Origin of the sequence: Pseudomonas sp. AF03-9, assembly GCF_020515815.1 — a bacterium.
Classification (GTDB): domain Bacteria; phylum Pseudomonadota; class Gammaproteobacteria; order Pseudomonadales; family Pseudomonadaceae; genus Aquipseudomonas.
Window position 1 is genome coordinate 130,612 of the sequence record NZ_JAHPJF010000014.1, and the last position, 26,510, is coordinate 157,121.

Here is a 26,510-nt window from a genome sequence, read left to right on the forward strand (position 1 = left end):
CAATTGAGCGGTGGGTTCTGGGTTCGGGCGCACACTGCCCCTATAATCGGGGCACTTTGTTTGTGGAGCCTGTTATGCCGAATCTCCGTCTTGCCGACCTCACCGCCGAAATCGAAGCCAACGTGCGCCGCGCGCTGCTCGAAGACATCGGCAGCGGCGACATCACCGCGCAGTTGATCCCGGCCGAGCGGCTGGCCAAGGCCACCATCATTACCCGTGATGCGGCGGTGATTGCCGGCACAGCCTGGGTAGATGCCGTGTTCCGCCAGCTGGACCCACGGGTTGCGGTGCACTGGCAGGTGGCCGACGGTGAGCGTGTCAGCGCCAACCAGGCGCTGTTCCACCTCGAAGGCCCCGCGCGCTCGCTGCTCAGCGGCGAACGCAGCGCACTGAATTTCTTGCAACTGCTGTCAGGCGTGGCGACGCGTGCCCGGTTCCTGGCGGATTTTGTCGCGAGCACCCAGGTCAAGCTGCTGGACACCCGCAAGACTCTGCCTGGCCTGCGCCTGGCGCAGAAATACGCAGTCACCTGTGGCGGCTGCCACAACCACCGCATCGGTTTGTATGACGCGTTCCTGATCAAGGAAAACCATATCGCCGCCTGTGGTGGCATCGCCCAGGCCATTACTGCCGCGCACAAGATCGCCCCGGGCAAACCGGTGGAAATCGAAGTGGAAAGCCTGGAAGAGTTGCGTGAAGCGCTGGCGGCAGGCGCCGACATCATCATGCTCGACGAACTGAGCCTGGACGATATGCGTGAAGCCGTTCGTCTGAATGCCGGCAAGGCCAAGCTGGAGGCCAGTGGCGGGATCAATGAAAGTACGTTGCTGCCTATCGCGCAAACCGGTGTGGACTACATCTCCATCGGCGCGATGACCAAGGACGTGAAGGCGGTGGATCTATCGATGCGCCTCAGTATCTGAGGCCAGGCACCAGCTTGCTGTTGTGGCGAGGGGGCTTGCTGCCTCGCCACAACACGCTCGGCTCAGACCACCAGATTATTCATCTCGCAGTATTCTTCCCATTCGACGCCCAACACTTCGGCCGCCTCCTTGTGCAAGGCCAAGCGTGCATCTTCGAACTCTTCCGGTGTCGAGGTGTACTTGAGGGTCAATTCCCAAGGCTGCAGGCCCTGGCTCTCGGCCTCATCCTCGAATGCCCACTGGATCTGATCACGCCGGTCATCAGCGCTCAAATCCTTGATCTCTTCTTTAAGCTGCGGCGACTCCTCGATGTATTTTTCGAGGGCTTTGGCGTGCCGAACTTCCTGGGTCATTTCAGTCGTGGTCATGTCGTTCTCTTAGATCGAGGAATGGGGATGCATCTGGGTCATCAAGGTCTCGCAGATACAAAAGAGCGGGCGTGAATACCGACTCGTCTGGCCTTCAGAACCATTCTTGGGATCATCTGAAAACAGTGCTGCCTTTTTGCCCGAGACAGGAATCGAACCTGCGACCTTCGCGTTACGAGTGCGCTGCTCTACCAACTGAGCTACACGGGCGGTGGGCTAAAGCTAGCACCGCATCGGGTGTCCGGCAACTCACGGACGTGGCAGCGCGATTACCCCCTGGGCCCAGAAGCGTGGCTGCAGGTGGTTATGGGTCGCATTGATGTAGCGCTGCTGCGCCTGCGTGATGTGCGGTACATCACGTGCAGCAACAAATATCAGCAGACCAACGGCCACGACACTCAGCACCGTCCATATACCCGCGACCATCGGCAGCGCGGCACCGCCCGGCACTCGCGGATGCAGCGCCAGCAGCCAACCCACCACCAGTGCCAGCCACAGTTGCGAGATGGGCATCACGATCACGCCATCGACCATCGACTGCACCAGCGCAGCGACCAAGGCCGCGAACAGGCACAGACGCAACAAATCCACACGCTGGGTCGACAACCCACGTTCACGCAGTACACCGAGCGTGGCCCAACCGCCACGCCAGGCCAGCGCAATGACAACCAGGGTTGATGGCACACCCCACTCGCTGGCCCATTGCAGAATCGCCTGATGGGGATGGGCCGCAATCACGTTGGGAATATCAGCAAACTGCATCGGCCCGAACCCCAGCCAAGGCCGCTCGACGATCATATGCCAGGCCTGCCACCAGATCGGCCCACGCCCAGACAGCGACGTGGTGAGACGATCGCTGGCACCGCTGGACAACTCGATCCCCAAGTAGCCCGCCAGCCCCGTGAACAGCAGCCAGTACAGCAGCAACCCGCCGCCCGCCGCCGCCAGTTGCCAGGCCACCCAGCGCCGCCCTCCTGGCCCCAGCGCCGCCAGCAGCACCCCAGCCGTGCCCAGGCCCAGCCAAGTACCGCGCGTACCGCCGCTGATTGCGATCAACCACCATACGCACAGCAACGCCAACACCGCAGCGCGCACTGGGCGAGAGAGCGTGGGCAACAGCAAGGGAAGCGCCAGCAACGGCAGCGTGAAGGTCTGAAATTGACCGTAGAAACGTTTGTTGGAGAAGCCTGACAGCAGCAGATCCGGGTCCAGCAGGCGCTGGCCACTGGTAAACGCCAGCATGCCGGCATACAGGTACTGGGCCGACTTGACCAGGCACAGCAGCACCACGATCAGGATCAGCACACGATCCAGGCGCTCCCCCCCCTCGCGGCGCACCGCGGCAAACGCCACGGCAATCAGGCCGCAACTGATAAACAGTGACACCTCGGTGAACGCCCAGAGCGGTTGGTGCGCCAGCCCCGAGGAAATCATCCCCAGCGCGATCACCAGCGCCAGGCCTATGGCGGCGGGCCGATCCAGCCACGGCCCGTGGTTGACCGACAACCCATACAGCAGCGCGAGCAGCGCCAGGGCAATCTGGATCGTGCGCTGAAGATCATGACCGCCGAACGGCACACAGATCCCCAGCACCAGCAGGCACACCGCCAGCACCAGGAAAACGTTACCGCGCTGCCGTATGGAAAAGACCATCGTCCACCTCTACGTCCGTGTGGATGGTTGGGTCGTTACGCGCCGTCGGCGCCACAGCCCTTGGCAACGTATTTTGCTTCAGCGCTGGTAACACACTTCCAGCCCTTGGTCGCATCACGGGTCAACGTGATGGTCTTGCCCAGCACCGGCGCCGGGGCGTCGAGGATTTCGCAACTGATGGAACCGGTGCCCGTGGCCACATCCCCCGCCACATCGATCTTGCAGTTGGCGGTCGGGCTGGTGCCACCGATCAGGGGGAGGGTCGGCACGGTGCCTTGATTGAAGACGTCCTCGTAACCGGCCTTCAACGCGGTGATTTCCGCCAGCCCCGCCGTGAACTTGGCCTTGGCCTGGTGCGTGGTGTACATCGGCAGGCCGATGGTGGCCAAAATGCCAATGATTGCCACGACGATCAACAACTCGATCAGGGTAAAGCCTTTCTGACGCATCACATTCACTCTCCAGAATAGAACCTATGACAAGGCGCATCCTGCGCCCCGTAGTGTGCAGCCGCGCCAGTGTACTCACCCTCGAGCGGCCAATCGTATCCAAGACGCACATTCTGACATTTTATCGTGCACCACCCGCGTGCCCGAATCCGTCACCTGACTACGCTATAAATTCTCCACCACCGGCATGCGGAACAGTGACATGGACAACGCGTCAACGATCTACGCTTGGGAAGGCATCAACCGCAAAGGGCACAGGGTGTCCGGGCAAACCGTCGGCCACAACCCTGCGCTGATCAAGGCGCAACTGCGCCAACAAGGCATCTGCCCCGAGCGTGTGCGCCAGCGCTCCCGTGTTTTTCCAGACCTCGCCCCACCGATCAAATCCGCCGACATCGCCCTCTTCACCCGACAGTTGGCGACGCTGCTGAAAGCCGGAATTGCGCTGCTGCAAGCCCTCGACATCCTCGCAGAGGGCTGCGAAAACCGGCGCATGCAGGCGCTGATCAAAAGCTTGAAACAGGAGATCGCCGGCGGCAGCAACCTGGCCACGGCACTGCGTAAACAGCCGCGCCATTTCGATGCGTTGTACTGCAACCTGATTGCCGCGGGCGAGCAGGCAGGCGCCCTGGAAACCCTGTTGGAACGCGTGGCGCTGCACCTGGAGAAAACCCAGCAGCTCAAGGCGCGGATCAAAAAAGCCATGACCTACCCAGCGGCTGTGCTGGTGGTCGCCGGCGTAGTCAGCACGTTGCTGCTGGTGCACGTCGTGCCACAGTTCCAGACCCTGTTCGCCGGCAGCGGCGGCAAATTGCCCGGCCTTACCCAGGTGGTCATTGCCCTGTCGGAATTCCTGCGCAACGCCTGGTGGCTGCTCGCACTCGGCCTGGGCACGGCAGTGGCCGGGCTGCGCCGGGCCTATCGTGTGTCCCCAGGGTTTCGCCACCGGCTGCAAGCCGGTTTGTTGAAAGCGCCCCTGGCAGGCACACTGTTGAAAAAGTCCGCCGTCGCCCGCTACGCTCGCACACTCTCGACTACGTTCAGTGCAGGCGTCCCCCTGGTGCAGGCATTGGACTCGGTCGCCTGCGCCGTCGGCAATGGGCCATTCAGACAAGCCATCGAGCGCCTGCGCGACGATGTATCCACAGGTATTCAGTTGAATCAATCCATGACCACCAGCGGCCTGTTTCCAGCCATGGCGATCCAGATGACCGTTATCGGCGAAGAGTCCGGCACGTTGGACCGCATGCTGGAAAAGGTGGCAAACCACTATGAGGCTGACGTGGACACACTGGTCGACCACCTCACCAGCCTGATGGAACCGCTGATCATGGTCATACTGGGAGGGATTGTCGGTGCGCTGGTGATCGCAATGTACCTGCCAGTCTTCCAGTTGGGGTCGGCATTTTGAGCTTGCTGCTGAGCGAACACCCTTGGGCCTTTATCGGCATGGCGCTGGTGCTGGGCCTGATCGTCGGCAGCTTTCTCAACGTGCTGGTGTGGCGCCTGCCGAAAATGCTCGAACGCGAATGGCGCGCCCAGGCCCAGGAAGTCCTCGGCCTGCCGACCGAGCCACCCGGCCCGACCTACAACCTGATGCACCCCAACTCCTGCTGCCCGCATTGCAGTCAGCCGATTCGTCCCTGGGAAAATATCCCGCTGTTGAGCTTCCTGCTCCTCAGGGGGCGCTGCGCTCATTGCCGTGAGCCGATCAGTGCACGCTACCCCTGCACCGAACTGGCCTGCGCGCTGCTTTCGGCCGTGGTTGCCTGGCACTTCGGTTTTGGCTGGCCAGCGGCAGCGGTGATGCTGCTGACCTGGGGCCTGCTGGCCATGAGCCTGATCGATGCGGACCACCAACTACTGCCGGATGTGCTGGTACTGCCGCTGATGTGGCTGGGGCTGGTCCTCAACAGTTTCGAGTTGCTGGTTACACTGCCCGATGCGCTGTGGGGTGCAGTGATCGGCTATATGAGCCTATGGACAGTGTTCTGGCTGTTCAAACTCGCCACCGGCAAGGACGGTATGGGCCATGGAGACTTCAAGTTACTGGCCCTGCTGGGTGCCTGGGGCGGCTGGCAGATCCTGCCGATGACCCTGCTGATGTCTTCATTGCTGGGGGTGTTTGTCGGGCTGATCCTGATGCGCCTGCGCAAGACCGAAGCGTCGACCCCGATGCCGTTCGGTCCTTATCTGGCAATTGCCGGCTGGATTGCATTGCTCTGGGGTGGTCAAATAACCGACTTCTATTTGCAGTCTGTCGGTTTCAGATGACCACTTCTGTTGCAACACCCTGGATTCTTGGCCTCACTGGCGGCATCGGCAGCGGCAAAAGCGCGGCGGCGCAACACTTTATCGACCTGGGTGTCGACCTGGTGGACGCCGACCACGCCGCCCGCTGGGTCGTCGAGCCTGGCCGGCCGGCACTGGCACGCATTGCCGAGCATTTTGGCGCAAGCGTGCTGCAGCCTGACGGCCAACTGGACCGCGCGGCGTTGCGCAAGCTGATCTTTGAAATCCCCGAAGAGCGCCGCTGGCTGGAAGGCTTGCTGCACCCGTTGATTGGCGAAGAGATTCGCAGCCACCTGGCGCGCGCGCAGTCGCCTTACGCGATCCTGGTGTCGCCGCTGCTGATCGAGTCCGGCCAGCACCGCATGACCCAGCGCATCCTGGTGATCGACGTGCCGCAATCGCTGCAGATTCAGCGTACCCTGCAGCGCGATGGCATCAGCGAGCAGCAGGTGCAGGCGATCCTCAAGGCCCAATCGAGCCGCGAAGAGCGCCTGAGCCATGCCGATGACGTGCTGGTCAACGACAAGGACCTCGCCTGGCTGCACAGCGAGGTCGAGCGACTGCACCACTTTTACCTTACTTTGCGTGGAGGCCGATCATGAGCCAACCCTTGACCGTCGACTGCCCAACCTGCGGCGCACCCGTGGAATGGACAGCGACCAACCTCAACCGGCCGTTCTGCTCGGACCGTTGCAAACTCATCGACCTGGGCGCCTGGGCGGCTGAGGAACACAAGATTCCCGTGGCGCCGGATGCCGAGGACGAGCTGTTTTCCGAAGACCTGACGCCGCGCCACTAAGGCCGCATAAAGGCGTATTCCTGCTGGTCGTCGAGGTTTTCTGCAAGGTATTGCAGTTCGTCGGCCAGGTCTTCGAAACTGCGCACGCCCTTGCTCTGCTGCACCACCGCGCTGAGCATGGCGCGCAGGGTCAAGCCGGGGTCAAAACCGATTTCCTGCGCTGCGTCCTGGCTTCTGCGCAACTCCTGCCGTGCCCACTCATACACACTCATGATTCGTGCTCCTGGAAAATTTCGCAGAGCATGGGCCTGCGCGTGCCGATAGGATTTGATCTGGGTCAACGCCGCGAATCGTCGTCATTCCAGGGCGCCGAGAGGTAGCGGGTACGGTTGAAGGTCTCCAGCCATTCAGGGCAAAACACTACCAGGGCGCTGATGACCATGCCGTTGATAAAGGCTTCGGGAAAGATGATCAGCCATAGGTAACCGACAAAGTCTTCCAGCCATTCCGGCATGGCGAAACGTCCGTCGAACCACAGCAAGCCCAGCCCGAGTAGCAGACAGAGCAAGGCTGACAGGGCGGCGGCGAAAAAACCGGAGCAGAAGATATACACAAAGGGGTTGCGAGGCTGTGCGCGCTCCACCAACAGCGCGCAGCCTTCAGTGACCAGCACCGGCAACACGATCAGCAGCAGGCCGTTGACGCCAAGCGCGGCCAGATCCTGGCGCCCCAGCAGCATCAAGCCGAGCTGGGCGGCAAAGCCACCGACAATGGCCAGCGGCCAATCCAGCAGCAGGGTCACGGCGGTCATGCCGATGAAATGGTAGGACACCCCGGTATCGAAATCCCTGCGTACCAACCAGAGCATGAACAGTGCGAACACCGTGCCGAACAGCAAATGCTGGCGCCGTCGGTCGGCGAACAGCTCGACCCACGGCGAACGCAAAATCGCCCACACCACCACAGGCACAAATAACAGCCAGCCAAGGCCAAGGGTTTGTGGTGCGAGCACTGCAGCACTGATCACGGCGGCCCCCATGCTTGAATAACGGTCGAGTGGGCAGTCTACACCGAGCTTATGCAACGGGACTTCCTGCGGTCATCATTTGAACGCTAAGCTGCAAGCATGGATGACTCAGATTACTTGCGCCTGCTCACGGTAGCGGCCGAACAAGCCAACGCGTTTTTGTCCAATGCCCGCAAATGGGAGCGTGAGCGTTGGGTCTGCCAACGCCTGCTGCAAGGCTTGAATGTGCCCTACCGCGTTGAAGAGTTCCACGCCGCCGGGCAAGAGCCGCCGGACGTGCTGTTTCGCGACGCCAGCTTCGAAGTATTTTTTGTACTGGATGAAGGCCGGCGCCTGAACGACGAATGGCGCGACGAGTTGCTGCGCCGACGCAGCGCGTTCTCCCTCAGCCAACTGGTGCGCCGTGAAGCCAAGCCGCGGCGGATCCCGGCCCATGAATTCCTGTTGCGCCTGGCGCCGACGCTGCGCAAAAAGGCGCACAACTATAAAGAACGCGGCATGGACCTGGGCGAGCTGGATCTCATCGCCTTCACCAGCCTCAAGCGCGAAGTGCTCGACCTCAACAGCCACTTCCCACCGCCGACGGAATACCTGCGCCAGGGCTGGCGCTCGCTGTCGCTGGTGGGGCCAACGTTTGCACGGGTGCTGTTCGCTCACCCCGACGCGCCGGATTTCTTGCGCAACAACCTGGGCCGCAGCATAGTGTTCGACGTGGGCATCAGCCTCTGAGCCCCCGGACTGTAACGTGGCGCCCTTTTGCAACGTCTACCTGACGAGGCCTTTATGACCAGCCGCCTGAACCCCGATGACCAACAGCATGTCGAAGAGTACCTGCAACTCTCCCAGAACCGAGTCGAGCGCAAGCCTTTCCGGCCGTGGCTGCTCCTCGGCGTGGTGCTGGTTGCAGTGATCGGCCTCGGTCTGTTGAGCCGCCTTTTGAGTTACCTGACGCTATGAGCTGCCTGGCGCTCGCGGGGGTAACTGCTCCGATTTCTTTTAGCCTTGCGAGATACCCCCATGACCCATCGTATTATTATCGTCGGCGGCGGCGCCGGCGGCCTGGAGTTGGCTACCCGCCTGGGTAAGACTCTGGGCAAGCGCGGCACCGCCAGCATCACGCTGGTGGACACCAACCTGACCCACATCTGGAAGCCCCTGCTGCACGAAGTGGCCGCCGGCTCGCTGAACTCTTCGGAAGACGAACTCAATTATGTCGCCCAAGCCAAATGGAACCACTTCGAGTTCCAGCTGGGCCGCATGAGCGGGCTTGATCGTGAACAGAAGAAAATCCAGCTGGCCGCCACCCTCGATGAAGAAGGCCGCGAACTGGTGCCCGCGCGCGTACTGGACTATGACAGCCTGGTGATCGCCGTCGGCAGCACCACCAACGACTTCGGCACCGAAGGCGCAGCGCAGCACTGCCTGTTCCTCGACACACGCAAGCAGGCCGAGCGTTTCCACCAGCAATTGCTCAACCACTATCTGCGCGCGCATGCCGGGCAGACTGATGCTGTCGAGCAGATCAGCGTGGCTATCGTCGGTGCCGGCGCCACAGGCGTCGAGCTGGCGGCCGAACTGCATAACGCAGCCCATGAACTGGCGGCCTATGGCCTGGACCGGATCAAACCGGAAAATATGCACATCACCCTGATCGAAGCCGGCCCACGGGTGTTGCCTGCCCTGCCGGAACGCATCGGTGGACCTGTGCATAAAACCCTGGAGAAGCTCGGCGTGACCGTGCTGACAAACTCGGCGGTCAGCGAAGTGACCGCCGACGCGCTGATTACCAGCAGCGGCCAGGTGATTCCTGCCAGCCTGAAAGTCTGGGCCGCCGGGATTCGCGCACCGGGTTTCCTCAAGGACATCGATGGCCTGGAAACCAACCGCATCAACCAGCTGCAAGTGCTGCCGACGCTGCAAACCACCCGTGACGAGAACATCTTCGCCTTTGGCGATTGCGCCGCCTGCCCGCAGCCGGGCACCGACCGCAACGTACCGCCACGAGCCCAGGCGGCTCACCAGCAGGCTTCATTGCTGGCCAAGTCGCTGAAATTGCGCATCGAAGGCAAGGCCCTGCCGAGCTACAAGTACACTGACTACGGCTCGCTGATTTCGCTGTCGCGTTTTTCCGCTGTGGGTAACTTGATGGGCAACCTCACTGGCAGCGTGATGCTGGAGGGCTGGTTGGCGCGGATGTTCTATGTGTCGCTGTACCGCATGCACCAGATGGCGCTGTATGGCTTCTTTCGCACGGCGATGTTGATGCTGGGCAGCAGGATTGGCCGCGGGACTGAACCACGCCTCAAATTGCATTAACAACCGGGGTCTGGAATGTGACCTGATAAATGTGGGAGCGGGCTTGCTCGCGAATGCGGTGGTTCAGTGCCAGATGTACTGACTGACACACCGCTTTCGCGAGCAAGCCCGCTCCCACATTTGCTTTGCGGTGAATTCAGGTTTTTGCAGGCAAAAAAAATCCCCGTATCTTTCGATACGAGGATTTTTAATATGGTCGGGGTAGGGGGATTCGAACTCCCGACATCCTGCTCCCAAAGCAGGCGCGCTACCGGACTGCGCTATACCCCGGTAATAAAAAGGCGACCTTTCAGTCGCCTTCTTCGATCAGCGCTTTTGGCCTCTGATCTTAAGATTCGATTCCAGCGTTAACTGGTTTCAAAAATGGTGGGTCGTGTGGGATTCGAACCTACGACCAATTGGTTAAAAGCCAACTGCTCTACCAACTGAGCTAACGACCCAAAAATGGTCGGGGTAGGGGGATTCGAACTCCCGACATCCTGCTCCCAAAGCAGGCGCGCTACCGGACTGCGCTATACCCCGATTTGAAATTGGCTCCGTGACCAGGACTCGAACCTGGGACCCAATGATTAACAGTCATTTGCTCTACCGACTGAGCTATCACGGAACAACATATTTCAATGTACAACTTCTACTGCGGTGTAGCCTTCTCTTCGACGCTTCCGTATCGCTACGTTGTCGTGTCTGAGGCGCGCTATTCTACAATCTTAAAAACCCCTGTCAACCCTTTAAATTGCTTTTAAGACAATGATTTGCGCTTGTTTCTGATTTCTTCTTGGGGAGAAGAAACCCGTGGGCTGACGTTGCTGCGGGGCGCACTTTACAAGCCTTTTCCTTACAGTTCAACGCCCTATCGAAAAAAAAAGGCCCCGCGATGCGGGGCCTTCTTTTATTACGCCACTGAAGAGGCTTAGTGGAAGACGATTTCGTCGTTTTCCACGGTCGCTTCGACGCTGGTGCCAGGCATGAAACTGCCCGACAGGATCAGCTGCGCCAGCGGGTTCTCGATCCAGCGCTGGATCGCACGTTTCAAAGGCCGTGCGCCATACACCGGGTCGTAACCAACCGCGATCAACTTGTCCAACGCCTCGCTGCTCAGCACCAGGTCCAGCTCGCGCTCGGCGAGGCGGCTGCGCAGACGACCCAGCTGGATCTCGGTGATACCAGCGATCTGATCCCGCGCCAGAGGCTCGAAGATCACCACTTCATCGACCCGGTTGATAAATTCCGGGCGGAAGTGACTGGTCAGCGCATCCATCACCGCAGCACGCTGGCCTTCACGATCTCCGACCAACTCCTGGATCTGCGCAGAGCCTAGGTTGGAGGTCATCACGATCACCGTGTTGCGGAAGTCCACGGTACGTCCGTGGCTGTCCGTCAGCCGGCCATCTTCCAACACCTGCAGCAACACGTTGAACACGTCCGGGTGGGCCTTCTCGACCTCATCCAGCAGGATCACCGAGTAAGGCTTACGCCGCACGGCTTCGGTCAGGTAGCCACCTTCCTCGTAGCCCACATAGCCTGGTGGCGCACCGATCAAACGAGCCACCGAGTGTTTCTCCATGAATTCGGACATATCGATCCGCACCATGGCCTCTTCAGTATCAAAGAGGAACTCGGCCAAGGCCTTGCACAACTCGGTCTTACCCACGCCGGTTGGGCCGAGGAACATGAACGAGCCGCTCGGACGGTTCGGGTCGGACAACCCGGCCCGCGAACGCCGTACCGCGTTGGACACAGCCACCACGGCTTCTTCCTGGCCAATCACACGCTGGTGCAATAGGCTTTCCATCTTCAGCAGCTTGTCGCGCTCGCCTTCGAGCATTTTCGACACTGGAATGCCGGTCCACTTCGAGACGACTTCGGCAATTTCTTCCTCGGTCACCTTGCTGCGCAGCAACTGGTTCTCGCTGTGGCCATGCTGGTCGACCATTTGCAGGCTGCGTTCCAGGTCCGGGATCACCCCGTACTGCAACTCGGCCATGCGGTTCAGGTCGCCTTTACGGCGCGCTGCTTCCAGCTCCTGGCGGGACTGCTCGATTTTCTGCTGGATCTGCGCAGAGCCCTGCACTTCGGCTTTTTCCGAAGTCCAGATTTCTTCCAGATCCGAATACTCGCGTTCCAGACGGACGATTTCTTCCTGGAGTTTTTCCAGGCGTTTTTTCGCCGCGTCGTCCTCTTCTTTCTTCAGGGCCTGGGATTCAACTTTAAGTTGAATCAGACGCCGATCCAGACGGTCGAGCACTTCCGGCTTGGAGTCGATCTCCATGCGAATGCGGCTGGCCGCTTCGTCGATCAAGTCGATGGCCTTGTCGGGCAACTGCCGGTCGGTGATATAGCGATGGCTCAATTTCGCCGCCGCAATGATCGCGCCGTCAGTGATGGCCACTTTGTGGTGGACCTCATAACGCTCTTTCAGGCCACGCAGGATCGCGATGGTGTCTTCTTCGCTCGGCTCTTCCACCAGCACTTTCTGGAAACGACGTTCAAGGGCCGCGTCCTTTTCAATGTACTGGCGATACTCGTTGAGCGTAGTGGCACCGACGCAATGCAACTCACCCCGCGCCAACGCTGGCTTGAGCATGTTGCCCGCATCCATCGAGCCCTCGCCTTTACCGGCGCCGACCATGGTGTGCAGTTCGTCGATAAACAGAATGATCTGCCCTTCCTGCTTCGACAGTTCATTCAGCAGGGATTTGAGGCGCTCTTCGAACTCACCACGGAACTTGGCGCCAGCGATCAACGCCCCCATGTCCAGGGACAGCAGGCGCTTGCCTTTAAGGCCGTCCGGCACTTCACCATTGATGATGCGCTGGGCCAGACCTTCGGCAATCGCGGTTTTACCCACGCCAGGCTCACCGATCAACACCGGGTTGTTCTTGGTGCGACGTTGCAGGACCTGGATGGTGCGACGGATTTCATCATCACGCCCGATCACCGGGTCAAGCTTGCCGTCTTCGGCGCGCTTGGTCAGGTCGACGGTGTATTTGTCCAGGGCCTGGCGCGACTCCTCATGATTGGGGTCGTTCACCGCGTCGCCGCCACGCAGGTTGTTGATGGCGTTTTCCAGGGCTTTCTTGCTCACGCCCTGGCCCAGCAACAACTTGCCTAGTTTGCTGTTTTCGTCCATGGCGGCGAGCAGCACCAGTTCGCTGGAGATGAACTGGTCGCCCTTTTGCTGGGCCAGGCGGTCCGCTTGGTTAAGCAGGCGCGCCAAGTCCTGGGACATATTCACGTCGCCGGTCGGATTTTGGATTTTCGGCAATTGGTCGAGCTCTTTGCTCAACTCCTTGCGCAGGCTGTTGACGTCGAAGCCCACCTGCATCAGCAAGGGCTTGATAGAACCACCTTGCTGCTCCAGGAGCGCCTGCATCAAGTGCGCAGGCTCAATGGCCGGATGGTCGAGGCCCACCGCCAGGGATTGAGAGTCAGATAATGCCAACTGTAATTTGCTGGTTAAACGATCAATACGCATTAGTCACCTTCCTTTTGAGCAGGCCGGAGCTATAAAACATCCTGAATGAAGAAACCTGCCAGATACCCTTATAGATGGGGTGGATTCTGGGAGTTTCAAGCGTCGGACAGTTGACCTAGGTCAGAAGAGTCTAGCGTGCAAGCCAGATAAGGGAGGCAAACCGACCGGTGCGAGGACTGCGGCGGTAAGAAAAGAAGCGCGGATCGGTCACGGTGCAGAAACCGCCACCATAAACAGCAGTTACACCGCGTGCGGCAAGGCGCAGGCGCGCGAGCTTATAGATGTCGGCCATGAACTTGCCGGGGTTGCGACTGGGCACGAAAGCTTCGGCGGTGATCGGCAATTGCTGCACGAAGGCTTCCCGCACTTCCGGGCCGACTTCAAACGCTTGCGGGCCAATGGCCGGGCCGAGCCAGACCAGAACCTCGCCGGGTTCGGCATCCAGGCTTTCAAAAGCGGCTTCCAGCACGCCAGCCGCCAGGCCACGCCAACCGGCATGGGCTGCGGCGACGCGAGTACCGGCACGGTTGCAGAACAACGCGGGCAGGCAATCGGCAGTCATGGACGTGCAGGCGATACCTGGGGTGCTGGTCCAACTGCCATCGGCTTCAGCGGTGCGGTCTGGGTCAGCTTCGACCACGGTCACACCATGAACCTGACGCAGCCAGGCCGGCCGGATACCAAACGCATCGCTCAGACGGCGGCGATTCTCGAGGACGGCCTCCAGGCTGTCCTCGACGTGATCGCCCAGGTTGAGGCTGTCGAACGGCGCCAGACTGACGCCGCCCGCACGGGTGGTGACGCAGGCCTTTACCCGAGCCGGCGCGGGCCAGTCAGGAATCAGCCAGTCACTCATCCGATAAACGCCTCGCGATCCTGCTTGAGCAACGACAACAACCAGACCAGATCGTCTGGTAGAGGCGATTCCCAGCTCATCCGCTTACCGCTCGTCGGATGATCCAGTTCCAGGAAGCGTGCATGCAGCGCCTGGCGCGGGAACGACTTCAGCGACTCAACCATGGTCTGACTCGCCGCCGGCGGAATGCGGAATCGACCGCCGTAGGCCGGATCTCCGACCAACGGGAAGTTGATGTGGGCCATGTGCACACGAATCTGGTGGGTACGACCGGTTTCCAGCTTGACCCGCACGTGGGTGTGGGAACGGAAACGCTCCAGCACACGGTAGTGGCTGACGGCTTGCTTGCCGCCTTCCATCACCGCCATACGCTGGCGCTGCTGGCCGTGACGACCGATCGGCGCGTTGATCTTGCCACCGGCCACCACTACGCCAATCACGATGCACTCGTAGATCCGGCTGACGCTGCGGCTCTGCAGTTGTGTGACCAGCTGCGTCTGCGCCTGAATGGTCTTGGCCACCACCATCAAGCCGGTGGTGTCTTTGTCCAGACGGTGCACGATGCCGCAGCGCGGGACATTGATGATGTCCGGCACGTGGTGCAACAGGGCATTGAGCAAAGTGCCATCAGCGTGCCCGGCTGCCGGGTGAACCACCAGGCCTGCGGGTTTGTTGATGACCAGGATGTCGTCGTCTTCATAGACGATGTCCAGCTCAATGTCCTGGGCGACCCATTCTCCCTGGGCTTCCTGCTCGGCAGTCAGCTCAAGAATCGCACCGCCATGGACTATGTCTCGCGGGCGGATAACCGCTCCATCCACAGTCAGGCGGCCGTCTTTGATCCAGGCGGAAAGGCGCGAGCGCGAGTGCTCAGCGAATAATTGTGCGGCGACTTGATCGAGGCGTTGGCCGCCCAATTCGGACGGCACCTCTGCGCGAAGTTCAATTTTATCGGACATGCTCAGACTAGGCGTGGCACAGCCTTTGGTTTCGGCTGCGCGCTTGTGGTTAAATACGGCGTCTTTTGCCCCGAGGCTTTCAACGGGGCGCTCATCATAACAGGACGGCCCCGCCCAAGACAGCGGCCGTCATAGGGACGCAAGCCGCCATGCAAGTGAAACACCTGCTGCTGATCGCCATCCTCGCCATGACTGCTGCTTGCTCGTCAACAAAGGAAGTCGTCGACGAAAACCTGAGCGAAGTCGAGTTGTACCAACTGGCTCAGAAAGACTTGGACAATAATAGCTACACCAGCGCCACAGCGAAGCTGAAGGCACTGGAGTCGCGCTATCCGTTCGGGCGCTACGCCGACCAGGCCCAGCTTGAGTTGATCTACGCCAACTACAAGAACGCCGAGCCGGAAGCCGCCAAGTCCGCCGCCGAGCGTTTTATCCGCCTGCACCCACAGCACCCGAACGTTGACTACGCCTACTACCTCAAGGGCCTGACCTCGTTTGACCAGGACGTCGGCCTGCTGGCGCGCTTCCTGCCGCTGGACATGACCAAGCGTGACCCAGGCGCTGCCCGCGACTCCTACAACGAGTTCGCCCAGCTGACCAGCCGCTACCCGAACAGCCGCTACGCGCCGGACGCCAAGCAGCGCATGATCTACCTGCGCAACCTGCTGGCGTCCTACGAGATCCACGTAGCCCACTACTACCTGACCCGTCAGGCCTATGTCGCTGCCGCCAACCGTGGCCGCTATGTCGTGGAGAACTTCCAGGAAACCCCGTCCGTCGGTGACGGCCTGGCCGTGATGACCGAGGCTTACCAGCGCCTGCACCTGGACGCCCTGGCCACCACCAGCCTGGAAACCCTGAAGCTCAACTACCCGGATCACCCAAGCCTGAAGGACGGCCAGTTCGTACCCCAGGTCGCCGAAGCGGACAACCGCTCGTGGCTGAGCAAATACACCCTGGGCCTGATCGAGTCCCGTCCACCACTGCCACCGGGCGAAACCCGCGCCAACCAGGACGTGATGAAGCAGTTCCAGGATGCCAAGGAAGCGATTCCTTCGGAGCTCAAGCCCCACGACGAGAACGGCGACGTGATCGAAGAAGAAGCCCCGCAAGCCCTGGGCAACAATCAGGACCGCTCGTGGTTCAGCTACATGACCTTCGGTGTGTTCGACTGATCTGTTGACGCAACGCAAAAAGGGAGCCCTTGGGGGCTCCCTTTTTTGTGGGCAAGCATTATTGCGCTGTGCGCCTGCCATGTCCTTGGCTAAACTGGCGCATTCCTTGTCGAGAAACTGCCCATCATGGTTCGTCTACTGTTCTGGATTGCCGTCATTGCCGCCGCAGTGTGGTTCTGGCGTAAATTCAAAAGCCCGGCTGCCAAACAGCAGCGCTCCGCCGAGCCCGACGCGGCATTGATGGTGCGCTGCGCCCACTGCGGCGTGCACCTGCCGCAGGATCGCGCATTGAATTCACGCCAGGAGTGGTACTGCACCCAGGCGCATCTGGAGCAAGGGCCGAAGTCTATCCAGCGTTGATCCGACCGTCGGGAGCATACGGCGCCGGGTCGATGATCGGCGCACGTCCCAGCAGCAGATCCACAAACAACTGGCAGGACGCCGGAGCGAGCACCAGGCCGTTGCGATAATGCCCGCAGTTGAGCCACAAACCGTTGAAACCCGGCACCTGGCCAATATATGGAATGCCTTCCGGCGACCCCGGACGCAAGCCGGCCCAATGCCCCACCACCTCGGCGTCGGCCAACGCGGGGATCAACTCCACCGCTGAAGCCTTGAGGCTTTCCAGTGCCGCTTCGGTCGGCGTCTTGTCGAAGCCTTCATGCTCCAATGTGCTGCCAATCAAGATATGTCCATCACGCCGAGGGATCGCATAACGCCCCTTGGCCAGGACCATGCACGACAAAAAGTCCGACGCGCATTTGTACAGAATCATCTGCCCCTTGACCGGCTCTACCGGCAGCGACAGCCCCAGGGTGCCGAGCAACTTACCGCTCCACGCCCCCGCTGCCAGCACCACCTGATCACCCAGAATCGGACCACCCGGTGTATTCACGCCGATCACGCACTCACCCTCCCGAATAAACCCGCTCACTTCGCACTGCTCATGGAGCGTCACGCCCGGCAGCGCCAACAGCGCCGCCTTGAGCGACTTGACCAGCCGTGGATTGCGCACGTTGGCCACGTTGGCCATGAACACCGCCTGGGAATATCCCCTGCCCAGCACCGGCACCGCGTCATGGGCGGCGCAGACATCCACCTTGCTCAAAGGACGACCTTCGCGTGCAGCCCAGGCAAGTGCCTCGGCCTCATCATCCAGGTCGAGCCAGTACAAGCCGGTGGTATGCACCTCCGGGTCAACACCAGTCGCAGCAAACAGGCGCTGCGCCAACTGTGGATAAAAATCCTGCGACCAATGGGCCAGCGCGGTGACCGCCGGGCTGTAGCGCCACGGGTACAACGGCGAAACAATACCGCCGCCGGCCCAGGACGACTCCTGCCCCACGCCTGCACGCTCCAGCAGCACCACCGCCTGCCCCTGAGAGGCCAGGTTGAACGCCGTCAACAAGCCGATTACGCCACCACCGACAACCACCACCTGCTGTTGCTTAGCCATCATTTGATCCAGCCGATAAATAGGGACAAGCGCACCCGGCGCCCAATCTTCCAGCACTCTCATCACTGACCCCAGCACAACTTGCGCGACATGTCCGGCGCTGCGCCAGGGTTGGCCCGGGCGCCGGTGCTGGTCAGGCTGAAGTCGCCGCAAGGGTCGCCGGCCATCACCGAATCGACGGCTGGCGTAGCCACCAGGCGGAAATCCTGAGGGTTCAATGCAGCGGTGATTCTATAGCGATCATTGCCCGCACTGACGCCGCTGGCGTCAATAAAAGTACCGTTGCTCGTATAAAACCGTTCCAGATACTGGGCCTGCTCGTTCAGCAGGGCGACGATTTCTGCGCGATAAACCTTTTTTATATGGCCGGTGTAGCTGGGGTAAACGATCCCGGCCAGCAACCCGATGATCGCCACGGCGATCAGTAATTCGATCAGGGTAAAACCCTGGCTATCCCTGCCCATCACACCACTCCTTATTGAACCTGCCGCCACGCTACCCGCCGAAACCGTGGGCCGCCCTCCTCCATCAGCCGCGCATACACGCTCTCCAGCACCGTGCGTGATTGGCCGCTGAGCCCGACAGCCGTCACCCGATACACATTGGCCACAGCCTGTGGCGGTAAATGCGCCAGCCCCACCGCTTCCCCAAGGGACTGAATGCCGTAGAAACCACCCTTGAGCGCGATCCAGTCAACGCCAGAAACCGGGTTCGCCCCGGCGCCAATCAATAGAAGCGCTTCACCTGGGGGCGCACAGGTGGCAACCGACTGGCACACCGGCAAGGCGGCAAACGCCCGTTGCACGTTGGACTCCCCCAACCTCAGGCCACTCTCGGCACTTTGCAGCGACTGATTGCGATGCCAGAGGCTGGCTGCCATCTTTTGCTGGGACACCGCGCCTTGCATCGAAGACAGGCCGATCAGCGACAACAGCAGCAGAAACACCAGGCTGATCAGCAGGACCATCCCCGCCTGCCGCACACCAATACGTTGAGTCATTTCCATGCTCGCGCCCTACCCCAGACGGTTTCGTAGCGCGGCGACGACGCTGTAGGTTTGGTCCTTTACCCGCCCGGAAGGGTCTTGCAGCGTCATCCGGATGCGCACACTGCGGATCAACGACTCGTCGCCGGGGCTGGTGTCGTAACGCACCACACCGAGCGAATCCGGCTTGGCGGCCAAACCAAAACTGATCTCGAAATTGCGCACGTTATCCACCAGCACGGCCTTGGCCGGTGCGGCGGGCGTACTGACCTTCAACTGGCCCGCCTCGAATGTGTAGGTGAGTTGGCGTATCGCAAAACGAATCTGCCCGGGAGCAGGCGCCGGTCCGTGCGCAGCGTAAGCCTGGGCGCTTGCGGTGCAGTCGGAAAGCACCGTCCAGTCCGGCGTGCCACCAGCGACGTCAGCCGTCACCAACATCAGCGCCGTTGACCCGCTACCGGCACTCCAGCCCACTGGCCGATCAAAGGCCGGCGGGGCGTTGTCGATAAACGCCGTGGCCAGGCAGCCAAACATACCGGCCTGGCGAATGTCCTGAACCATCTTGCCCAGGACAAACCGCGCATCGTCCTGCAACAGCATGGCTGCCTGCTGGCTGGCGTGTGTCATGCGAGCGCTGACCGCGACCTGGCTGACCCCGAGCACCAGCACCAGACCAACGGCCAGTGCCAGCAGCAGTTCCACCAGGCTAAAACCTCGCACATGACGCTTCATTGCGCCCCCGCCATACGGCTGGTCAGCGTGAATGTTTCACGGGCGCCCGGGGTATGGGTGCCCCGACTGTCGTCCCAAGTGATGCTGACGGTGACTTGATCATCGCTGACCACCACCGAGCCTTTGGCGCTCTCTCCGGCAAAGCCGCGGATATTGGCTTCGAAATCATGCAGGTCCAGGTCACGCACGCTGGAGGAAGGACTGCTGAGCGGGGCGCGCTCGGCGCGTCCCCAAGTGTAGTCAGCGGTGGAATTGGCGCGGATCCGGTCAAGCATGTCGTACGCGATAAAACTCGCCTGGCTGGCCATCCTCGAGCTGTCGGTGTACTTGAGCGCATTGAGCTGGATAAGCGCCGCACCCAGCAGACCGATCGTGAGGATCGACAGCGCAACCAGCACTTCGATCAGTGTCGTGCCGGTTTGGCATCGACGTGAAGCATGGGAAAAAACATTGTTGGGGCAGGCGGGCATCACCATCGTCATCCGTGTCGAGGGCCAAAAAAAGCAGGCAAATCCTGCTGTGCGAACCCAGATTAGCGGCGGTTTTTACCGCGTGCCGCTGCCGGAACAAAGGGAAATACTTTGGACAAAAAGGCCATCATCCAGCGCCACGGACTGGGCGCTATACCTATCACTGCACCCAAATCCATGGAGGGATGACCGATGAAACAGCGAGGTTTCACCTTGATTGAATTGCTGCTCGCGCTGATCGTGAGCGGCATCCTGGCGCACCTGGCAGTCCCCGGCTTCAAGCATCTTCTGCAATCGCAACAACGACACAGCGCAGCACAGTCGCTAGTAGGAGGGCTGCGCTTTGCCCGCACCGAGGCCATTGCACACAACCGGGCGGTGGTGATTCACGCGCGGGGCGATGATTGGAGCCGGGGCTGGCGGGTGATATTGGATCTGAGCGGGCGCGGCCACCTGGACGAGGACAACCCGGTGCTGCTGGAGCACCAGGACAGCGGACAGGTGCCGATGGTCGGCAATGGGCCAGTGAAGAACCAAGTCCGCTTCAGCGGGCTGGGCGAACCGGTCTTTTCAGGCGGAGGGTTTCGGGCAGGGACGGTACACGTATGTACCACGGACCAGGCGGAGAGCCTTTACCAAGTGGTGCTGGCGCCCAGCGGGCGCATCAGCCTGCGCAGCGACAGGGCCGAGCAGGCGCTGTGCCGGAGCTACTCCGGCAGCCTGGCGCTCAGAGCAGCGAGCGAACCCGCAGCTCCTTGGGCATGGAGAAAGTGATGTTTTCTTCACGACCAGCCAACTCATCGGCGCCAGTGGCACCCCATGCGTGCAGTTGCTGGATCACACCACGCACCAATACTTCCGGGGCCGAGGCACCGGCGGTGATGCCGATACGCTCGACACCATCGAACCAGCTGCGCTGCATGTCTTCTGCGCCGTCGATCAGGTACGCCGGCGTGGCCATGCGTTCGGCCAACTCTCGCAGGCGGTTGGAGTTGGAGCTGTTGGGGCTGCCGACCACCAGGACCACATCGCACTCGTCGGCCAGTTGCTTGACCGCGTCCTGGCGGTTTTGCGTGGCGTAGCAGATGTCATCTTTACGCGGGCCACCGATGGCCGGGAAGCGGCTGCGCAGGGCGTCGATCACCCGGCTGGTGTCGTCCATGGACAAGGTCGTCTGGGTCACGAATGCCAGGCGCTCGGGGTTGCGCACCTGCAGGTTGGCGACGTCTTTTTCGTCCTCCACCAGGTAGATGGTGCCGCCATTGCTGGCATCGTACTGGCCCATGGTGCCTTCGACTTCCGGGTGCCCGGCGTGGCCGATCAGGATGCACTCACGGCCGTCACGGCTATAGCGCGCCACTTCGATATGCACCTTGGTCACCAGCGGGCAGGTGGCATCGAAGACTTTCAGGCCACGGCCTGCCGCTTCGGTACGCACTGCCTGGGAAACACCGTGGGCGCTGAAGATGACGATCACGTCGTCCGGCACCTGATCCAGCTCTTCGACAAAGATGGCGCCGCGTGCGCGCAGGTCTTCGACCACGAACTTGTTGTGGACAACTTCATGGCGCACGTAAATCGGCGGCCCGAAGACTTCCAGGGCGCGGTTGACGATTTCGATCGCACGGTCCACGCCGGCGCAGAAGCCACGGGGGTTGGCGAGTTTGATTTGCATGCTGTGCCTCGTGTCTTGCAGCCACTTGGGTTCAAGCTAGACGCCAACCCACCTGACAGTAGAGATCAAAGGTGGGAGCGGGCTTGCTCACGAATGCGGCGGGTCAGTAAATAAATCTGTTGACTGACACTCAGCATTCGCGAGCAAGCCCGCTCCCACATTTTTAACCGTGTCGTTGATCAGAGCGCTTTAACGTCGATGATTTCAACGTCAAAGGTCAAGGTTTTACCGGCCAACGGGTGGTTGAAGTCGATGGTCACTTGCGTGTCATCAAAGGTTTTCACCACGCCAGGCAATTCGGTGTTCGCCGCGTCATTGAAGATCACCAGCAAGCCTTCCGAAAGGTCCATGCCTTCGAACTGCGAACGCGGGATGATCTGTACGTTTTGCGGGTTGGGCTGGCCAAAGGCGTTTTCCGGCAGGATCTGCAGGTTGCGCTTGTCGCCAGCCTTGAAGCCGAACAGAGCCGCTTCGAAACCCGGCAGCAGGTTGCCATCGCCGACCTTGAAGGTGGCCGGGGCTTTGTCGAACGTGCTGTCGACCGTGTCGCCATTCTCCAGGCGCAGTGCGAAATGCAAGGTGACTTCCGTGTTCTGGCCGATGCGTTGCTCAGCCAATACCTGATCAGTCATTGACGGTCTCTCCGGTTTTCTTACTTTTGAACATGTCCAACGCCAGCATGATTGCACCGACGGTGATGGCGCTGTCGGCAAAGTTGAACGCAGGGAAATACCAGCGGTTCTGCCAATGCACCAGAATGAAGTCGATCACATGGCCCAGGGCAATGCGGTCGTAAAGATTGCCCAGCGCGCCACCCAGCACCAGGGCCAGGGCGACAGCCAGCCAGGTGTCATCGCGGCCCAGGCGCTTGAGCCACACCACCAGCACCGCACTGACCACCACAGCGATCAGGGCGAACAGCCAGCGCTGCCAGCCGCCACCATCAGCCAGGAAGCTGAAAGCAGCACCGGTGTTGTAGGCCAGGGTCCAGCTGAAGTAATCCGGGATCACCACGATCTGCTGGAACATCTCCAGGGAGCCTTCGAAGTGAGCCTTGCTGACCTGGTCGATGACCAGGACCAGCACGCTCAGTACGAGCCAACCCAGACGTCCGAAACGACTGGCGTTAGGCATAGTGGCGAACCTCGCCAGCGCCCGAGATGTTGTCGACGCAACGACCACAGATCTCCGGGTGCTCAGGGTTCACGCCGACGTCTTCACGGCAGTGCCAGCAACGGGCGCACTTGGCGAAGGCCGACTTGACCACTTTGAGCTTCAGGCCTGGAACTTCGGTAGCGACCGCATCCGCTGGAGCCTGGGCGAAGGGTGCCAGGCTCGCAGTGGAGGTGATCAGCACGAAACGCAGTTCGTTGCTCAGCTTGGCCAGGTCGGCGCTCAAGCCTTCCTCGGCGAACAGGGTGACTTCGGCTTGCAGGTTGCCACCGACGGCCTTGGCCGCACGCTGCACTTCCAGCTCCTTGTTCACCGCAACCTTGACGGCCATCACGCCTTCCCAGTACTCGCGGCCCAGTTCGAAGTCGGCCGGCAGTTCGGTCAGGCCTTCATACCAGGTGTTGAGCATCACGGACTCGTTACGCTCGCCCGGCAGGTATTCCCACAGCTCGTCGGCGGTGAAGGCCAGGATCGGCGCGATCCAGCGCACCAGTGCTTCGCTGATGTGGTACAGCGCGGTCTGCGCCGAGCGGCGCGCCTTGCTGTTGGCGCCGGTGGTGTACTGGCGGTCCTTGATGATGTCGAGGTAGAAACCACCCAGCTCCTGCACGCAGAAGTTGTGGATCTTCGAGTACACGTTCCAGAAGCGGTATTCACCGTAGCTTTCCTGCAACTCGCGCTGCAGCAATAGGGTACGGTCCACGGCCCAACGGTCCAGGGCGAGCATGTCCTCGGCCGGCAGGATGTCGGTGGCCGGGTTGAAGCCGGTCAGGTTCGACAGCAGGAAGCGTGCGGTATTACGGATGCGACGGTAGGCATCGGCGCTACGGGCCAGGATCTGGTCCGACACGGCGATTTCGCCCGAATAGTCGGTCGACGCTACCCAAAGACGCATGATGTCGGCGCCCAGGGTGTCATTGATCTTTTTCGGCTCGATCACGTTTTTCAGCGACTTGGACATCTTGCGACCCGTCTCGTCGACGGTGAAGCCGTGGGTCAGCAGTTCGCGGTACGGGGCGTGGTCGTCGATGGCGCAACCGGTCAGCAGGGACGAGTGGAACCAGCCGCGGTGCTGGTCCGAGCCTTCCAGGTACAGGTCGGCGCGCGGGCCGGTCTCGTGACCCATAGGGTGCGAGCCGCGCAGGACGTGCCAGTGAGTGGTACCCGAGTCGAACCACACGTCGAGGGTGTCACTGATCTTGTCGTACTGCGGCGCTTCGTCGCCCAACAGTTCGGCCGCGTCCATCTTGAACCAGGCTTCGATGCCTTCCTGTTCAACACGCTGGGCAACGATTTCCATCAGTTCGACGGTGCGTGGGTGCAGTTCGCCACTTTCCTTGTTCAGGAAGAACGGGATCGGCACGCCCCAGTTACGCTGGCGGGAGATGCACCAGTCCGGGCGGTTGGCGATCATCGAGTGCAGGCGCGCCTGGCCCCAGGCCGGGACAAACTTGGTGTCTTCGATGGCTTTGATTGCGCGGTTGCGCAGGGTGTCACCGCTGGCCGGCTCTTTGTCCATGCCGATGAACCACTGCGCGGTGGCGCGGTAGATCAGCGGGGTCTTGTGGCGCCAGCAGTGCATGTAGCTGTGCTGGATGGTCGCGGTTTGCATCAGCGCACCGACTTCACGCAGCTTCTCGATGATCGGCTGGTCGGCCTTGAAGATGAACTGGCCGCCGAAAAACTCCAGCGAAGTCGCGTAGACGCCGTTGCTTTGCACTGGGTTGATGATGTCATCGTTGACCAGGCCGTACTTCTTGCAGATCACAAAGTCGTCTACGCCGTAGGCTGGCGAGCAGTGAACCACGCCCGTGCCCGAACCCAGCTCAACGTAGTCGGCCAGGTAAACCGGCGACAGACGGTCGTAGAACGGGTGACGGAAATTGATCAGTTCCAGTGCTGTGCCGGTGGTGGTCGCGATGACCGAGCCCTGCAGCTCGTAACGGGCCAGGCAGGCCTCAACCATTTCCTCGGCCAGTACCAGCAGGCGATCACCGACGTCCACCAGGGCGTAGGTGAATTCCGGGTGCACGTTCAACGCCTGGTTGGCAGGGATAGTCCACGGGGTGGTGGTCCAGATCACGATGGCGGCGGGTTTGGCCAGCGATGCCAGGCCAAAGGCCTCGGCCAGCTTGGCGTCGTCGGCAATCGGGAAGGCCACGTCGATGGTCGAGGACTTCTTGTCTTCGTACTCGACTTCCGCTTCGGCCAGGGCCGAACCGCAGTCGAAGCACCAGTTCACGGGCTTGAGGCCCTTGAACACGAAACCGCCCTTGACGATTTCGGCCAAGGCGCGGATTTCACCGGCCTCGTTCTTGAAGTTCATGGTCTTGTAAGGGTTGTCCCACTCGCCCAGCACGCCCAGGCGGATGAATTCGGACTTCTGCCCTTCGATCTGCTCGGTGGCGTAGGCACGGCACAGTTCGCGGGTTTTATCCGCGCCCAGGTTCTTGCCGTGGGTCACTTCGACCTTGTGTTCGATCGGCAGGCCGTGGCAGTCCCAACCCGGCACGTACGGCGCGTCGAAGCCCGACAGGGTTTTCGAGCGCAGGATCATGTCCTTGAGAATCTTGTTCAGCGCATGACCGATGTGAATCGTGCCGTTGGCATAAGGAGGGCCGTCGTGCAGGACGAATTTCGGACGATCCTTGCCAATCTCGCGCAACTTTCCGTACAGGCCAATACTGTCCCAGCGCTGCAGGATCTGCGGTTCGCGCTGTGGCAGGCCGGCCTTCATTGGGAAGGCGGTGTCCGGAAGGTTTAGCGTGGCTTTATAGTCGGTCATTTAAGGCTCTTCGGTTAGCGATGGGCGCTAGGTGCGGCTAGTGCACGGGCGGCGGCGACATCCGCATTGATCGCCGTTTTCAACGCCTCAAGGGAGGCGAAACGCTGCTCTTCACGCAGCTTCTGGTGGAAAACCACCGTCAAACGCCGGTCATACAGATCACCGGCAAAATCCAAGAGATGAACTTCCAGGTGGGCCTTGCCATCACCTGCAACCGTGGGCCTGACGCCTATGTTGGCGACTCCCGGCCACGGTTGGCCGTCGATGTCGACACTGACCAGGTAAACCCCGGTGAGCGGCACACGACGGCGCTTGAGTTGCACGTTGGCAGTTGGCGTGCCCAGTTGGCGCGCCAGCTTCTGGCCGTGCAGTACCCGCCCGGCAATGCGGAACGGGCGACCGAGCAGACGCTCGGCCAAGGCGAAGTCGGCAGCGGCCAAGGCGTTACGCACCTGGGTGCTGCTCACGCGCAGGCCATCGAGTTCGACGGTTTGCGCGGCTTCGACGGTAAACCCTTGGTTGACACCAGCGTGTTGCAGGAAATCGAAATCCCCGACGCGGTCGCAACCAAAACGGAAGTCGTCGCCGACCTCCAGGTGCTGTACGCCCAGGCCATCGACCAGGATACGGTCGACGAACTCGGCGGCGCTGAGGCTCTGCAAACGCTGGTTGAAGGCCAGGCAGAGGACGCGGTCCACGCCTTCTTCGGCCAGCAGTTGCAGTTTGTCGCGCAGGCGCGCCAGACGCGCCGGAGCGGTCTCGGGAGTAAAGTATTCCCGCGGCTGTGGCTCAAAAATCACCACGCAGCTGGGCACGCCCAACTCGACCGCACGCTCGCGCAGCCTGGCCAGGATAGCCTGGTGGCCACGGTGAACACCGTCAAAGTTGCCAATAGTGGCGACGCAGCCCCGATGCCGGGGGCGCAGGTTGTGGAGACCTCGAACCAGCTGCATAACGCGCTTCTTGCTCATAAAGTGGTCGATTATAACCACACCCGGCCCC

General features: G+C 61.0%; 29 protein-coding genes and 5 tRNA genes. 11 read left to right on the top strand and 23 right to left on the bottom strand.

The window, feature by feature from the left end; genetic code table 11:
- Positions 1 to 74: 74 nt before the first annotated feature.
- The gene (gene nadC / locus LIY36_RS18305) at positions 75 to 923 is read left to right on the top strand and encodes a carboxylating nicotinate-nucleotide diphosphorylase (protein WP_226456516.1); all 849 of its coding nucleotides are present in this window, start codon (positions 75 to 77) and stop codon (positions 921 to 923) included.
- Between the two features lie 62 nt (positions 924 to 985).
- On the opposite strand, the gene LIY36_RS18310 is transcribed toward nadC, so the two are convergent.
- From LIY36_RS18310 to LIY36_RS18325, 4 genes are all read right to left on the bottom strand, one after another.
- Positions 986 to 1,291: a DUF6388 family protein gene (locus tag LIY36_RS18310; RefSeq protein ID WP_226456518.1), complete on the bottom strand. Its 306-nt coding sequence runs from the start codon at positions 1,289 to 1,291 to the stop codon at positions 986 to 988.
- Positions 1,292 to 1,428: 137 nt separating this feature from the next.
- Positions 1,429 to 1,501 (bottom strand) — tRNA-Thr (locus LIY36_RS18315).
- A 39-nt stretch (positions 1,502 to 1,540) separates the two neighbouring features.
- On the bottom strand, positions 1,541 to 2,944 hold the full coding sequence (locus LIY36_RS18320) for an O-antigen ligase family protein (protein ID WP_226456519.1): 1,404 nt from the start codon (positions 2,942 to 2,944) through the stop codon (positions 1,541 to 1,543).
- 35 nt (positions 2,945 to 2,979) lie between these two features.
- A complete protein-coding gene (locus LIY36_RS18325; RefSeq protein WP_230412800.1) occupies positions 2,980 to 3,393 on the bottom strand; it encodes a pilin in 414 nt (137 codons plus the stop codon).
- Positions 3,394 to 3,595: 202 nt separating this feature from the next.
- Here LIY36_RS18325 and LIY36_RS18330 point away from each other — a divergent pair, with 202 nt between their 5' ends.
- From LIY36_RS18330 to yacG, 4 genes are read left to right on the top strand one after another with little or no spacing between them, the layout of a single operon-like run.
- Positions 3,596 to 4,804: a type II secretion system F family protein gene (locus LIY36_RS18330; RefSeq protein ID WP_226456521.1), complete on the top strand. Its 1,209-nt coding sequence runs from the start codon at positions 3,596 to 3,598 to the stop codon at positions 4,802 to 4,804.
- Positions 4,801 to 5,667, top strand: a complete 867-nt coding sequence (locus tag LIY36_RS18335) for a prepilin peptidase (protein WP_226456522.1) — start codon at positions 4,801 to 4,803, stop codon at positions 5,665 to 5,667. The genes LIY36_RS18330 and LIY36_RS18335 overlap by 4 nt, the downstream gene beginning before the upstream one ends.
- Positions 5,664 to 6,287, top strand: a complete 624-nt coding sequence (gene coaE / locus LIY36_RS18340) for a dephospho-CoA kinase (protein WP_226456523.1) — start codon at positions 5,664 to 5,666, stop codon at positions 6,285 to 6,287. The genes LIY36_RS18335 and coaE overlap by 4 nt, the downstream gene beginning before the upstream one ends.
- Positions 6,284 to 6,484, top strand: a complete 201-nt coding sequence (yacG, locus tag LIY36_RS18345) for a DNA gyrase inhibitor YacG (RefSeq protein WP_017737928.1) — start codon at positions 6,284 to 6,286, stop codon at positions 6,482 to 6,484. The genes coaE and yacG overlap by 4 nt, the downstream gene beginning before the upstream one ends.
- Here the strand turns inward: yacG and LIY36_RS18350 are convergent.
- On the bottom strand, positions 6,481 to 6,696 hold the full coding sequence (locus LIY36_RS18350) for a hypothetical protein (protein WP_003171680.1): 216 nt from the start codon (positions 6,694 to 6,696) through the stop codon (positions 6,481 to 6,483). The two genes, yacG and LIY36_RS18350, sit on opposite strands and share 4 nt — an antisense overlap.
- A gap of 65 nt (positions 6,697 to 6,761) precedes the next feature.
- Positions 6,762 to 7,451 (bottom strand): energy-coupling factor ABC transporter permease, encoded by a 690-nt coding sequence (locus LIY36_RS18355; RefSeq protein WP_192297840.1) that lies wholly within the window; start codon positions 7,449 to 7,451, stop codon positions 6,762 to 6,764.
- Positions 7,452 to 7,550: 99 nt separating this feature from the next.
- Here LIY36_RS18355 and LIY36_RS18360 point away from each other — a divergent pair, with 99 nt between their 5' ends.
- From LIY36_RS18360 to LIY36_RS18370, 3 genes are read left to right on the top strand one after another with little or no spacing between them, the layout of a single operon-like run.
- Positions 7,551 to 8,180: a DUF1780 domain-containing protein gene (locus LIY36_RS18360; protein ID WP_003188431.1), complete on the top strand. Its 630-nt coding sequence runs from the start codon at positions 7,551 to 7,553 to the stop codon at positions 8,178 to 8,180.
- Between the two features lie 54 nt (positions 8,181 to 8,234).
- Entirely contained in the window at positions 8,235 to 8,408 is a 174-nt protein-coding gene (locus LIY36_RS18365; RefSeq protein WP_064450648.1) for a DUF3094 family protein, read from the top strand.
- Positions 8,409 to 8,468: 60 nt separating this feature from the next.
- Entirely contained in the window at positions 8,469 to 9,767 is a 1,299-nt protein-coding gene (locus LIY36_RS18370; protein ID WP_192297744.1) for an NAD(P)/FAD-dependent oxidoreductase, read from the top strand.
- A 193-nt stretch (positions 9,768 to 9,960) separates the two neighbouring features.
- Here the strand turns inward: LIY36_RS18370 and LIY36_RS18375 are convergent.
- From LIY36_RS18375 to rluD, 7 genes are all read right to left on the bottom strand, one after another.
- Positions 9,961 to 10,037: transfer RNA gene (locus tag LIY36_RS18375), tRNA-Pro, on the bottom strand.
- A gap of 94 nt (positions 10,038 to 10,131) precedes the next feature.
- Positions 10,132 to 10,207 (bottom strand) — tRNA-Lys (locus LIY36_RS18380).
- A 5-nt stretch (positions 10,208 to 10,212) separates the two neighbouring features.
- Positions 10,213 to 10,289, bottom strand: a tRNA-Pro gene (locus tag LIY36_RS18385).
- Positions 10,290 to 10,298: 9 nt separating this feature from the next.
- Positions 10,299 to 10,374 (bottom strand) — tRNA-Asn (locus LIY36_RS18390).
- 303 nt (positions 10,375 to 10,677) lie between these two features.
- Positions 10,678 to 13,242, bottom strand: a complete 2,565-nt coding sequence (gene clpB, locus LIY36_RS18395; RefSeq protein ID WP_192297745.1) for an ATP-dependent chaperone ClpB — start codon at positions 13,240 to 13,242, stop codon at positions 10,678 to 10,680.
- Between the two features lie 130 nt (positions 13,243 to 13,372).
- On the bottom strand, positions 13,373 to 14,098 hold the full coding sequence (gene pgeF / locus LIY36_RS18400; RefSeq protein ID WP_226456524.1) for a peptidoglycan editing factor PgeF: 726 nt from the start codon (positions 14,096 to 14,098) through the stop codon (positions 13,373 to 13,375).
- Positions 14,095 to 15,057 carry a 23S rRNA pseudouridine(1911/1915/1917) synthase RluD gene (gene rluD / locus LIY36_RS18405; protein WP_005784662.1) on the bottom strand — a complete coding sequence of 321 codons (963 nt, stop codon included), beginning with the start codon at positions 15,055 to 15,057 and terminating at the stop codon, positions 14,095 to 14,097. Before rluD ends, pgeF begins: the two co-directional genes overlap by 4 nt.
- A gap of 149 nt (positions 15,058 to 15,206) precedes the next feature.
- Between rluD and LIY36_RS18410 the strand changes: the two genes are divergently transcribed.
- Positions 15,207 to 16,232: an outer membrane protein assembly factor BamD gene (locus LIY36_RS18410; RefSeq protein WP_192297747.1), complete on the top strand. Its 1,026-nt coding sequence runs from the start codon at positions 15,207 to 15,209 to the stop codon at positions 16,230 to 16,232.
- A gap of 126 nt (positions 16,233 to 16,358) precedes the next feature.
- The gene (locus tag LIY36_RS18415) at positions 16,359 to 16,592 is read left to right on the top strand and encodes a PP0621 family protein (protein WP_192297748.1); all 234 of its coding nucleotides are present in this window, start codon (positions 16,359 to 16,361) and stop codon (positions 16,590 to 16,592) included.
- Here the strand turns inward: LIY36_RS18415 and thiO are convergent.
- The 5 genes from thiO to pilV all read right to left on the bottom strand — a co-directional run bounded on the left by thiO (position 16,579) and on the right by pilV (position 19,875).
- Complete coding sequence (thiO, locus tag LIY36_RS18420; RefSeq protein WP_226456525.1) at positions 16,579 to 17,688, bottom strand: glycine oxidase ThiO; 1,110 nt, start codon at positions 17,686 to 17,688, stop codon at positions 16,579 to 16,581. The two genes, LIY36_RS18415 and thiO, sit on opposite strands and share 14 nt — an antisense overlap.
- A 62-nt stretch (positions 17,689 to 17,750) precedes the next feature.
- Complete coding sequence (locus LIY36_RS18425) at positions 17,751 to 18,152, bottom strand: type IV pilin protein (protein WP_226456526.1); 402 nt, start codon at positions 18,150 to 18,152, stop codon at positions 17,751 to 17,753.
- Positions 18,153 to 18,163: 11 nt separating this feature from the next.
- Positions 18,164 to 18,694, bottom strand: coding sequence for a PilX N-terminal domain-containing pilus assembly protein (locus LIY36_RS18430; RefSeq protein WP_192297751.1), 531 nt, complete (start codon positions 18,692 to 18,694; stop codon positions 18,164 to 18,166).
- 9 nt (positions 18,695 to 18,703) lie between these two features.
- Positions 18,704 to 19,405 carry a prepilin-type N-terminal cleavage/methylation domain-containing protein gene (locus LIY36_RS18435; protein WP_226456527.1) on the bottom strand — a complete coding sequence of 234 codons (702 nt, stop codon included), beginning with the start codon at positions 19,403 to 19,405 and terminating at the stop codon, positions 18,704 to 18,706.
- Entirely contained in the window at positions 19,402 to 19,875 is a 474-nt protein-coding gene (gene pilV, locus LIY36_RS18440; RefSeq protein ID WP_192297841.1) for a type IV pilus modification protein PilV, read from the bottom strand. Before pilV ends, LIY36_RS18435 begins: the two co-directional genes overlap by 4 nt.
- 192 nt (positions 19,876 to 20,067) lie before the next feature.
- Between pilV and LIY36_RS18445 the strand changes: the two genes are divergently transcribed.
- Positions 20,068 to 20,649 (top strand): GspH/FimT family pseudopilin, encoded by a 582-nt coding sequence (locus LIY36_RS18445; RefSeq protein ID WP_226456528.1) that lies wholly within the window; start codon positions 20,068 to 20,070, stop codon positions 20,647 to 20,649.
- Here the strand turns inward: LIY36_RS18445 and ispH are convergent.
- From ispH to ribF, 5 genes are all read right to left on the bottom strand, one after another.
- The gene (gene ispH / locus LIY36_RS18450) at positions 20,603 to 21,550 is read right to left on the bottom strand and encodes a 4-hydroxy-3-methylbut-2-enyl diphosphate reductase (protein ID WP_192297754.1); all 948 of its coding nucleotides are present in this window, start codon (positions 21,548 to 21,550) and stop codon (positions 20,603 to 20,605) included. The genes LIY36_RS18445 and ispH overlap by 47 nt on opposite strands.
- 179 nt (positions 21,551 to 21,729) lie before the next feature.
- Positions 21,730 to 22,167 (bottom strand): FKBP-type peptidyl-prolyl cis-trans isomerase, encoded by a 438-nt coding sequence (locus LIY36_RS18455; RefSeq protein WP_177325344.1) that lies wholly within the window; start codon positions 22,165 to 22,167, stop codon positions 21,730 to 21,732.
- A gap of 7 nt (positions 22,168 to 22,174) precedes the next feature.
- Positions 22,175 to 22,684, bottom strand: coding sequence for a signal peptidase II (gene lspA / locus LIY36_RS18460; RefSeq protein WP_226456529.1), 510 nt, complete (start codon positions 22,682 to 22,684; stop codon positions 22,175 to 22,177).
- Positions 22,677 to 25,508 carry an isoleucine--tRNA ligase gene (ileS, locus tag LIY36_RS18465; RefSeq protein WP_226456530.1) on the bottom strand — a complete coding sequence of 944 codons (2,832 nt, stop codon included), beginning with the start codon at positions 25,506 to 25,508 and terminating at the stop codon, positions 22,677 to 22,679. The genes lspA and ileS overlap by 8 nt, the downstream gene beginning before the upstream one ends.
- Before the next feature lie 14 nt (positions 25,509 to 25,522).
- A complete protein-coding gene (gene ribF, locus LIY36_RS18470) occupies positions 25,523 to 26,461 on the bottom strand; it encodes a bifunctional riboflavin kinase/FAD synthetase (RefSeq protein ID WP_192297757.1) in 939 nt (312 codons plus the stop codon).
- Positions 26,462 to 26,510 lie beyond the last annotated feature (49 nt).

Bases quoted from the DNA above. Each gene is read 5' to 3' on its own strand.
- pgeF (WP_226456524.1), bottom strand. From the start codon at position 14,098: ATGAGTGACTGGCTGATTCCTGACTGGCCCGCGCCGGCTCGGGTAAAG.
- LIY36_RS18360 (WP_003188431.1), top strand. From the start codon at position 7,551: ATGGATGACTCAGATTACTTGCGCCTGCTCACGGTAGCGGCCGAACAA.
- thiO (WP_226456525.1), bottom strand. From the start codon at position 17,688: ATGGCTAAGCAACAGCAGGTGGTGGTTGTCGGTGGTGGCGTAATCGGC.
- LIY36_RS18365 (WP_064450648.1), top strand. From the start codon at position 8,235: ATGACCAGCCGCCTGAACCCCGATGACCAACAGCATGTCGAAGAGTAC.
- LIY36_RS18410 (WP_192297747.1), top strand. From the start codon at position 15,207: ATGCAAGTGAAACACCTGCTGCTGATCGCCATCCTCGCCATGACTGCT.
- LIY36_RS18330 (WP_226456521.1), top strand. From the start codon at position 3,596: ATGGACAACGCGTCAACGATCTACGCTTGGGAAGGCATCAACCGCAAA.
- nadC (WP_226456516.1), top strand. From the start codon at position 75: ATGCCGAATCTCCGTCTTGCCGACCTCACCGCCGAAATCGAAGCCAAC.
- LIY36_RS18325 (WP_230412800.1), bottom strand. From the start codon at position 3,393: ATGCGTCAGAAAGGCTTTACCCTGATCGAGTTGTTGATCGTCGTGGCA.
- coaE (WP_226456523.1), top strand. From the start codon at position 5,664: ATGACCACTTCTGTTGCAACACCCTGGATTCTTGGCCTCACTGGCGGC.
- ribF (WP_192297757.1), bottom strand. From the start codon at position 26,461: ATGCAGCTGGTTCGAGGTCTCCACAACCTGCGCCCCCGGCATCGGGGC.
- LIY36_RS18425 (WP_226456526.1), bottom strand. From the start codon at position 18,152: ATGGGCAGGGATAGCCAGGGTTTTACCCTGATCGAATTACTGATCGCC.
- LIY36_RS18350 (WP_003171680.1), bottom strand. From the start codon at position 6,696: ATGAGTGTGTATGAGTGGGCACGGCAGGAGTTGCGCAGAAGCCAGGAC.
- ispH (WP_192297754.1), bottom strand. From the start codon at position 21,550: ATGCAAATCAAACTCGCCAACCCCCGTGGCTTCTGCGCCGGCGTGGAC.
- rluD (WP_005784662.1), bottom strand. From the start codon at position 15,057: ATGTCCGATAAAATTGAACTTCGCGCAGAGGTGCCGTCCGAATTGGGC.
- LIY36_RS18320 (WP_226456519.1), bottom strand. From the start codon at position 2,944: ATGGTCTTTTCCATACGGCAGCGCGGTAACGTTTTCCTGGTGCTGGCG.
- LIY36_RS18370 (WP_192297744.1), top strand. From the start codon at position 8,469: ATGACCCATCGTATTATTATCGTCGGCGGCGGCGCCGGCGGCCTGGAG.
- LIY36_RS18310 (WP_226456518.1), bottom strand. From the start codon at position 1,291: ATGACCACGACTGAAATGACCCAGGAAGTTCGGCACGCCAAAGCCCTC.
- yacG (WP_017737928.1), top strand. From the start codon at position 6,284: ATGAGCCAACCCTTGACCGTCGACTGCCCAACCTGCGGCGCACCCGTG.
- LIY36_RS18435 (WP_226456527.1), bottom strand. From the start codon at position 19,405: ATGAAGCGTCATGTGCGAGGTTTTAGCCTGGTGGAACTGCTGCTGGCA.
- LIY36_RS18430 (WP_192297751.1), bottom strand. From the start codon at position 18,694: ATGGAAATGACTCAACGTATTGGTGTGCGGCAGGCGGGGATGGTCCTG.
- lspA (WP_226456529.1), bottom strand. From the start codon at position 22,684: ATGCCTAACGCCAGTCGTTTCGGACGTCTGGGTTGGCTCGTACTGAGC.
- LIY36_RS18415 (WP_192297748.1), top strand. From the start codon at position 16,359: ATGGTTCGTCTACTGTTCTGGATTGCCGTCATTGCCGCCGCAGTGTGG.
- LIY36_RS18445 (WP_226456528.1), top strand. From the start codon at position 20,068: ATGAAACAGCGAGGTTTCACCTTGATTGAATTGCTGCTCGCGCTGATC.
- clpB (WP_192297745.1), bottom strand. From the start codon at position 13,242: ATGCGTATTGATCGTTTAACCAGCAAATTACAGTTGGCATTATCTGAC.
- pilV (WP_192297841.1), bottom strand. From the start codon at position 19,875: ATGCCCGCCTGCCCCAACAATGTTTTTTCCCATGCTTCACGTCGATGC.
- ileS (WP_226456530.1), bottom strand. From the start codon at position 25,508: ATGACCGACTATAAAGCCACGCTAAACCTTCCGGACACCGCCTTCCCA.